The 8,679-nt window shown below is 36.0% G+C and carries 6 protein-coding genes; 4 read left to right on the forward strand and 2 right to left on the reverse strand.

Annotated elements, in window-relative coordinates; genetic code table 11:
• The first annotated feature begins 139 nt into the window (after positions 1-139).
• The 4 genes from IPI65_14440 (at position 140) to IPI65_14455 (ending at position 4,821) form a co-directional block, all read left to right on the forward strand.
• Positions 140-469, forward strand: coding sequence for a hypothetical protein (locus IPI65_14440; protein ID MBK7442674.1), 330 nt, complete (start codon positions 140-142; stop codon positions 467-469).
• A 389-nt stretch (positions 470-858) separates the two neighbouring features.
• On the forward strand, positions 859-1,047 hold the full coding sequence (locus IPI65_14445) for a hypothetical protein (protein MBK7442675.1): 189 nt from the start codon (positions 859-861) through the stop codon (positions 1,045-1,047).
• A gap of 1,569 nt (positions 1,048-2,616) precedes the next feature.
• Entirely contained in the window at positions 2,617-2,883 is a 267-nt protein-coding gene (locus IPI65_14450) for a hypothetical protein (GenBank protein ID MBK7442676.1), read from the forward strand.
• 1,827 nt (positions 2,884-4,710) lie between these two features.
• Complete coding sequence (locus IPI65_14455; protein ID MBK7442677.1) at positions 4,711-4,821, forward strand: fatty acid desaturase; 111 nt, start codon at positions 4,711-4,713, stop codon at positions 4,819-4,821.
• Between the two features lie 213 nt (positions 4,822-5,034).
• On the opposite strand, the gene IPI65_14460 is transcribed toward IPI65_14455, so the two are convergent.
• Positions 5,035-5,343 carry a hypothetical protein gene (locus tag IPI65_14460; GenBank protein ID MBK7442678.1) on the reverse strand — a complete coding sequence of 103 codons (309 nt, stop codon included), beginning with the start codon at positions 5,341-5,343 and terminating at the stop codon, positions 5,035-5,037.
• A gap of 633 nt (positions 5,344-5,976) precedes the next feature.
• The gene (locus IPI65_14465) at positions 5,977-6,150 is read right to left on the reverse strand and encodes a hypothetical protein (GenBank protein ID MBK7442679.1); all 174 of its coding nucleotides are present in this window, start codon (positions 6,148-6,150) and stop codon (positions 5,977-5,979) included.
• Positions 6,151-8,679 lie beyond the last annotated feature (2,529 nt).

Raw genomic sequence — 8,679 nt, forward strand, 5'->3', positions numbered from 1 at the left:
TATTCCAATTTTACTTTTTTCTTGAAGATAGTATTAACGGTGATATGATTAAACAAAGAACATCGTAAATTATATAGTTACAAAATTATTTACCAACCAAAATTATTTATTAGGTAAACCTTTTACATCCACTGCCGGCTTGGGTTTGCGGTATGATGCAATTAAAGACGATGAATTGTCGCATGTTGCGGAACGTGATATATTATTAAATTATCTTGCACTTGGCAATGTGTTTCAAACAAATGGACATGCTTACGTAAGTTCAACCATTGAACTCAATCCGCAATTTCAAATGAATGCCATTGTTAGATATGACCTATTTAATTTTGCCATGATAATGCGTTGGATAGCAGTTATCTGTATCCAACAATTACTTGATGGAATTTTAACCTATAAATTAAATTTCGACTACGCATTAAATCAAAATACACTTGTTTGTTATATGCAGGCAAGGTTTTCACAGGCATGATTCCAGAGTTGTTGTTGCACAGGAGAATTACAAACTTTACCTGCTGCTTATGGCTCAATTTGAGTTTACCGTTTTAAACCTTTCAATAAATCTTATTTCGAAATCCTGCTGTTTGAGTGTTATACCTTGAACAAGAATTTTGTATATGTTGGTGATGCTGCGGTTGTTGAAGCAAGTGGTAAAACCTTGCCCAAGGATTAGATTTATCTGCCCGATGAGAATTAACAAAGTGGTTGTTTTAGTACGCGATATTAGATACACTTTTGCTGAAGCGTTAAGGAGAACCTGGGGATGCGATTACATTACGTTGGTAATAAATTTTACGTCAATTGGTGGTTTAAATATCCACTACAAACCCGTGGCTGGGCAGTAGTTCCAGGTATCGCTACATGGGTGCCGTCACAAATGAAAGTGGTTCTGTAATTACCGAAAGTTATATGGTTAACGATCTTATTGTAGAATTACATACAATATCTAATTTCAATTTGGGAATAGAAATTCAAAATTTATTTAATGTTGAATGGAATGAAGCGCAGTTTGATACGGAATCGAGGTTGCAGGAGAAATTAGGCCGGTAAGTGAATTACATTTTACACCGGGTGTGCCTTTCTTTTTGAAGGTGGGTTTCGGGATGAAATTTTAATTATGCTAATTAGAATTGTAACACTTTCCGTGTTCGTGGGTTAATTTTTAGCTGTCCCCAATCCGGAAAGTTTCAAATTCATAGGTATGTCGTGGAAAGGGTTTGGCAAGTGATTTAGAGCTTCTTGCATTGAGGTGTGCGGAACAATGAAACAGGTGCATACTTTCATGATTTTTCCATGCGCTGAGGTGTAATGATTGTTCCAGAAGCGGTGTTTTCATTTAAGGATCAGGGGTAGACTGGACTGTTCTGGACTTGGTATCCCCGGACATGGATGGCGGAAAAAGTGCCAGGGTTGCGAAGGCGAATATGTGTAACTGTAATGAGCATGGTGAATGTTTTATGCTAAAATATATACAAAATGCGAAATAATTGGAAGCGAGGTTTTTTCCAGCAACGGTTTTTTGTAGGTGGTGTTTTTTTCGCGCGAAAAGAACGCGAAGAGCAAGGGCGCTAAGGGTATTGTTTGGATGGTGTGTTTTTGGGTGATGTGTTTTTTTGGACGGTGTTTTTTCTTCCGAAGAACGCAAAGGGCAAAAGGCAGGAAGGAATTGTTTTGGATGGTGTGTTTTTAGATGATGTGTTTTTGGATGGTGTGTTTTTTTTCGCGCCTGAAGAACACCAAAAGGGCAAAGGGCGCGAAGGGAAAGGTGTTGGATGGTGTGTTTTTATTTTTTAGATGATGTGTTTTTGGATGGTGTGTTTTTTTCGCGCGAAGAACGCTAAGGGCAAAGGGCGCGAAGGGAAATGTGTTGGATGGTGTGTTTTTTAGAGGATGTGTTTTTGGGTGGTGTATTTTTGATTTGATGGCGTATTTTTGATTTGAGCTACAATATTTTGAATGCTTGTTCGTCAATGCTGCTATGATTGAGGCTTTAGGGAAATTACCGAGCGGTTCCGGGTTGGAGCGGATAAAGGGTAAGGCAAATTATACTGCAAAAGGATTTGTCAATTTATCGCATACACCGATGATGGCGGAAGATACTTCGTATTTCAAGGTGTTTAGGATATATTGAACAGACCGAAGACTTCTGCACCGCCGCAGGTTATACCTTCTGTAAAAACAAATTTATCCCAATTGCGGATAGTGAGCCTGTTTTGGTGTGGTTTGGACATTAGTCGTATTTATTGCGTTTTAATCAGGTAAATATTTTAGTTGATCAGGTTTTTAGTGGTAATGCGTCGGCATTTTTCATTTATGGTAAATACGTTTGATGGAAGTAATGTATATAGTATCGATGACTATGCCAGAAATTGACATTTTAGTGATACCCGCCGATCATTATAGTCATCTCGATTATAAAACAATAAAATTATTGCACAATAAAGTAAAATCAGTTGTTTGTTCAATTGGTGTTGGTACCACATTTGAATTTATTGGGGTTATCCGAGAAAAATTACCAGGAATTATCGCGTAGGGAGAATCGCATCAGGTGGTGGATTAAATTTACTGCTGCCAGTGCACGACTTTTCCGGTAGAAGTATAGTAAGAAACAGAAGTTTTATGGAGTTCATTATTGTTCAATCTACTCAGCATCAATTTACATTGGTGGTGATTCGGGATACGATGCACTTTTTAAAACAATTAGTGAGTAATTTGGTGGTTTTGAGATTTAGCTATTTAGAATGTGGTCATTATAACAATACTTGGAAATATATTCACATGACACCTGAAGAAACCGTTCAGGCTTCAATTGATTTAACAGGCAAAAGTGCTGATACGAGTACGGTGAAATTTTCACTTACATTACACCGGTGGATGAACCGATAGAAAGAGCATGCGCATGCAGAAAAGTTACAGGTTAAAATCACTTCACCAAAATAGGAGGGTGTTGCAACTAAACCGTTATATGCCTGCAGAAAATGGTGGCGAAATCTTTAATCAAATATTATTCTACTAGTTTAAAGTCATTTCATTTGCGCCTGTACTATTACCGTAAAATAAATAAGTCCTTTATTTGCAGAATATACTCTTAGTGTTGTGGTATTGATGGAAGATATACGGTCTGCCATCCAAAAATTAAAATATGTGAAATTTCGTTGGAAATGATTTCGAGTGTTTTATCATCTCTCTGCTGCTAATTCAGGTCCATTTTTCAATTAATTGAGCGCGAATAGGTGCTTCAATTTGCATTGTAATTACGGAATCAGAAATTGAATTTAAAATCGATTAAATTTCCAATTTTGTAAAAAATATTTTAGTTGCTGGCTTCTTAGTATCCATTTTTCCAATTGTTTCCGATCCGCGGTCTTTACCGATTTGTTCAGAAATATTTGTTTATCAGTTGGGCTTGACATTATTACCGGCGAAATAACGTTTCAATACCAGGTTAATTGGCAAGAATCAGCATTTAACCAATATGTCGTTGGTGCCATGGTATCGTTTAATTTCGTGTTGGATTTGTTTGAAATTGAGCTCGTTAACAGAAGGTGTCGCTTGTGACCGGTAAATTCACGATCGCTTACGGGGAACGCCTGATTTAATGAAATCGTATATATATGTAGTTGCTCGGCCTTTTTAGTGCGCAGTATATGGAAATTAGTAAAAGCAGTGATATTAATTTCATGCTTTAAAAACTGAAAAGCTGTCGAATTCAAACATAATTTGTTTGCCTAAAGATTAGACCATTTCTAAACTTTCGCTGGAATGCCCAACGCCATTGGCTTTCAAAGTTAGGAAAAATAAATTACGCATTGCCCCCTTTTTTGTATCTTTGATGTGCCATTGATGTTAATAGTGCTCAATCAAAGTATGCAAAAGCGGTCCGTTAAATTTATTAACCGAGATAAGGGTTTATTCTACCAGACAGTTAAAGAGAACGTTAATAAATATTTCACCGATAATCATATTTCCAAATTTGGAAATAGTACATATTTTTAAATCACATTTGTATTACTAACCGCTTATCTTGGCGCGTTTGCACTGATATTAATTTTTAATCCGCCGTTTATAGTTAGTATATTTATTATGGTTTAGCGTGGTTATTACCGTTGCGGTGTTAGCATGAGTGTGATGTGATGCCAATCGCCAAGGTGCTTATGCGGATAATAAATACGTGAATAGTCAATAGGATATACCCTTAATCTGTTAGGAGTGATGTCCATGGCAGCTTTTGGAAATTACAGCACAACATCTCATCACTTACACGAATATCACGGTTTGGATGATGATATTGATGATAAAGCAGGAATGCGTTTTTCACCCACATAATACATGGAAAAACAAACATAATTATCAATATATCTATGCATTTTCTTTATAGGATTGATAACATTGTATTGGTGCACCGCAAAAGATTTCGTTCAGTTTCTAAATACACGAATAATGGTGTAAATACTGTAGTAAATCTCAGAATGTGATTATGTTTATCAAGTTAATCATATTAAGGCGGGCTGTTCTTTTGTGTTTTTAGTAATGCCAACCATGTTTTTGGCATTCCATTTGTGAGTTGTTTACCCGGTTTTCTGATTATGCATTTTGTGGGTGGAAGACCGTTTATCTGTTGTATTCCAATTAGCGCCTACCGTTGAAGAAACATCGCATCTATGCCTACTGAAGATAGCACTATAGAAAGGTGATGGGCTATTCATCAATTAAATACCACTACATGAATTTTCCCGTAAAAACAAATGGTTGTCGTGGTATGTAGGGGGATTAAATTTTCAGGTTGAACATCATCTTTTCCCAAAAATTTGCCACGTACAGTAATACGAAATTGCGCCAATAGTAAAATCTACAGATGAATCGTTTAATATTCCATATCTAGGAAAACAAAACTAGCTTTGGAACTTTACAATCGCATATTAAAACACTAAAACGTTTGAGTAGCAAAATGCCTGTTTTAGATGAGATTATAGGTTAATATTAACTGCTATCTGCTAAAGCGCAAACGTTTTAATAAACTTCAAAGTAACAGCCTGATTATCGATTACCGGTAAATGAAGGGTCCAAGTCGTGTGAGGTTAGTATTTGTTCCCTGATTAAATACGATAAATAAATCAGTTCCTTCTGATAGGTTATACCTGAACTTAGGTTAGAACTTAACTGATCGTTTAAATCATCGTATTGCACATAAAATTTCAATGCGACTTTCGTAGTAAAATTATAGGTCATACTCGGCGAATTAAATTTGCTGGTAAATACAGTTGAATAATGGTATCGGTCGAATTGTTTATCGAATTGAATTACCATATTCATAGGTAAGTGAAAAGTATAAATGTTTAGATGCATACAATGTTGCTTCGGGCGCGATGTGGATTCTTTTTCCCGCTGTAAAATCCACCGTAAGTCATTTCAAGGAGCATAAAATGCAGATTGTGAGGGTGAAGTTAAAATAAAGGGAATTATTCCATGTGGTTATAAGTGCCGGCAGAAATGGCATTTTTCATCTAATATCCAATCGAACGGGAGCGGATCTTTATGATTCCACGGCCAAGAAATTACAATTTCTGCGCCATTTTAAGTGTAATCGGCCATATTTCAGGGCTATAGGTTTCACCTGATGGGTATCAAATTTCCAGCGATAATTATTGCTACTACGGACAAGCTCCAATATTGTAAAATACTTTCTGAAAAACCATCTCTACAACCTAATTCCACCATTCCATTACCGTAATTATTATCATCGATAAACCCATCACCGGATTAATATCTTCGCCTAATAAATCAACTAGTGTGCCGCTACCTTAAAAATCGTTCACTGCAGATTGAAAACACACCTGCATGCAAATAGAAGCTTTAATGATATAATCACCTTACAGGAAATTTACTAATGTACCTGATATTCCATAACAACTGCAAGTTGTTGTGCTTAATTCTTTTAGCAAGTCAAAACTAATTGTTTGATTAGATAAATTGGAAATATCAGTATTTATCGATTGTTAATAATTCCGCCAACAGAAACTGCCCACCCGGGTCAATAAATTTCGAGGTTCTTAATACAGCGGTAAAATTATAGGGAGAGATGCCTTCTTCAGCAATACATATGGTTTGCATATTTAAAGCACCCAACTGCCAGTCGTTAACTTTACCTGTCAATCGTACCACCAATTATAGGAACAATAATTCCATTTTCCGACAATTTTACGGGTAATAAATAATGTGATGATACCGGAGGAAATCCGAAGCAATTATTTGCTGATTCAGAAAAAAACTTCTACTTTTCAGGAGGTTAACTAAATATTTTGATAAATTAATAATGCGGTCGTCTACTTCATACCAATGCGAAATCTGTATTTGAAAGTGGAAGTCGAGGGTGAGGTTTTTAGATAAACCATATTTGCGTCTATGCCTATATTGCTGATAATTTTATCAGTGTTTCCTTTTCAACAAAAATTTTTGCGCTAAGCTCAAATTCTGTTTGGGTGAGATAACCCTGTTGTATCAGCATTTAAATAACTAAAACTATTCTTAATTGCAATAATATATGGACTGATGTAAAATGGTTTGAAGCTGACTAAATTGGTAAAACTGCTTCTCCTAAGTAAGATAAATTCAGACAAACACTATTAGTTTTCGGGTCGCAGGGAGGGGGTGATTAATTCCATTTTACGTTTGAGTTAATCTAGCTATGCGGATACCCTTCTACCACTTCATCCTTTTTTTCAAATCGTAATGATGAGGAATGGATACGGTATTCAGTAGTATACCAAAATCAGTAATTGCAGTCACAGCGTCCCAATAAGTATTGTCAGAATCATTTGATGAGGTTCCATCTTGAGTAAATGTCATCCATCAGCACATCAGGGTGTTGGCTAAAATCCCAGACCCGTGGTTTATCGTGGTAAGTATCAATAATACTTGCGCGTACCATCATCATCGCCCAACGAAAAATCGCGTTCACTTGCCAGTCGTGTCAAATTATCACGGGTTCCGAATCGTATGTAATTCCGATATAAATGATCATCATTATAAAGCAACTCCGATATTCGTTTCGAGTAGCTACCGCACCACGCCTGTGGCGATTCACCATGAATGCATCCTCCATGCCGTCTGTGCCCAAACCAGCTGTAAACACTTGTCCCAAACTAATCTCATGCTAATCCGCAAGGGATGATAGATTGCAACGCCCTGTGCATGAACAAATACAATATTTAAACATATTTATAAAACCAACATTAAACAATGTGATTAAATTTTACATAGAATATATGTGCTAACACGAATAAGGTTAGGTAAATAATTTAAATAAATACATTACACACTGAAGTGTAATGCTCTGCATATCTCCAGGCTGCTGAGGCCTGCAGGTCTCTGCATTTCGTACGAAGATACAATTTAGGTTTTTTAAAACATTTGATAAATAAAATATTTTATTAAAAGAAACTAAAATTTATACCGGGTGGTCTGGTTTCTGGAAACTAGCCTCAGCGCGATCGGAGATAGCGTAGAGGCGTTTTATTTAGTTGTTACGATTGGCGGTTTTTTTAATCGTCAAATTTTATTCAAGATGGTCTGGACCATGGAAGCCTCAGCGCAGTCAGAAGCGTACTGAGCAGTTGGTTGGATGTTACGATTGGATGGATTTTTTAATCAAATTTTATTCAAGATGGTCTGTCAGTTATGGAAGCTCAGCGCAGTCGGAGACAAGCTGAGCATTCTGTTATATTGAATCACACCATCCCAAATATCTATATCTGTATTAACAGGATGGGAGAGGCCACTATAATATACGTACTTGGAATAAATGTAATCTTCTTGTTTTAGTAGTTTGCCCTAACAGGGTTGTCATGAACCCCATTTATTTTGAAGGAAAAGAAATAGCGTTGTAATTGCTTTGGATGGTTGTCACGTTTCCAAAATAAATGATCTCTTACTCCAGACATTTTGGCTTAATTCAAATAAGTTTTAACATCCATGTTTCACGACTTTCAGGAATTGTAGCTATTGTTCTGATAATTTCACCACCTGTAAATTTTTAGAGATGTAATTGTGGGAGATAATTTACCATCGGGTTGGTAGTAAAATTGTATGAACATGATTACTCATCACAACATAACCCATAAATTCATAAGCCAAAATTCTGTCTGCAGAATTCCAAACTATTACTAATTATCCGATAATTTACTCGCGTAAAAATATTGACCAAATCGAGGTCACTCTAAACGTCAAAAAATGCGGTAAATACTCATCCCGAATCACATAATAACTACTCGTTCCATTTGTTTTTAGGGTTTTAAACAAAGTAAGAAAATATTTTATTGGCAGAGGCTGCAAGTGAAAAGCAATAAATATTTTTATAAATTTTGGGAAGGAAGCGATGGTGAAATGCAGGTATTTACTCTTGCTAAAGGGTAAGCGCTTAAGGCACTTTTTGTTTTGAGCTTCGTATTTTAAATAAATATTTATTCAAGGTTTGAACATTTTTGATGAGAAGTTTAATGTTTAACCTTCACAAAAGTAACAGGTTGTTATCCAAGCTTGTTTTGAATAATTATCAAATAACATCATGCCAGAGTTGTTTTGTCGATAGCATTTCCTGAAGAATAAGTAGGGATAATATTGCCATCATCCTTCCATCAGTAGTATAAATTGTAGAGATGGTTACTAATTGTATTTGAAGTTAAA

The organism is Bacteroidota bacterium (assembly GCA_016706255.1).
Classification (GTDB): Bacteria; Bacteroidota; Bacteroidia; order Chitinophagales; family BACL12; genus UBA7236.

Excerpts from the sequence above, each read along its gene's own strand:
- IPI65_14445 (MBK7442675.1), top strand. The coding sequence starts at position 859 with ATGGGTGCCGTCACAAATGAAAGTGGTTCTGTAATTACCGAAAGTTAT.
- IPI65_14450 (MBK7442676.1), top strand. The coding sequence starts at position 2,617 with ATGGAGTTCATTATTGTTCAATCTACTCAGCATCAATTTACATTGGTG.
- IPI65_14460 (MBK7442678.1), bottom strand. The coding sequence starts at position 5,343 with ATGCATCTAAACATTTATACTTTTCACTTACCTATGAATATGGTAATT.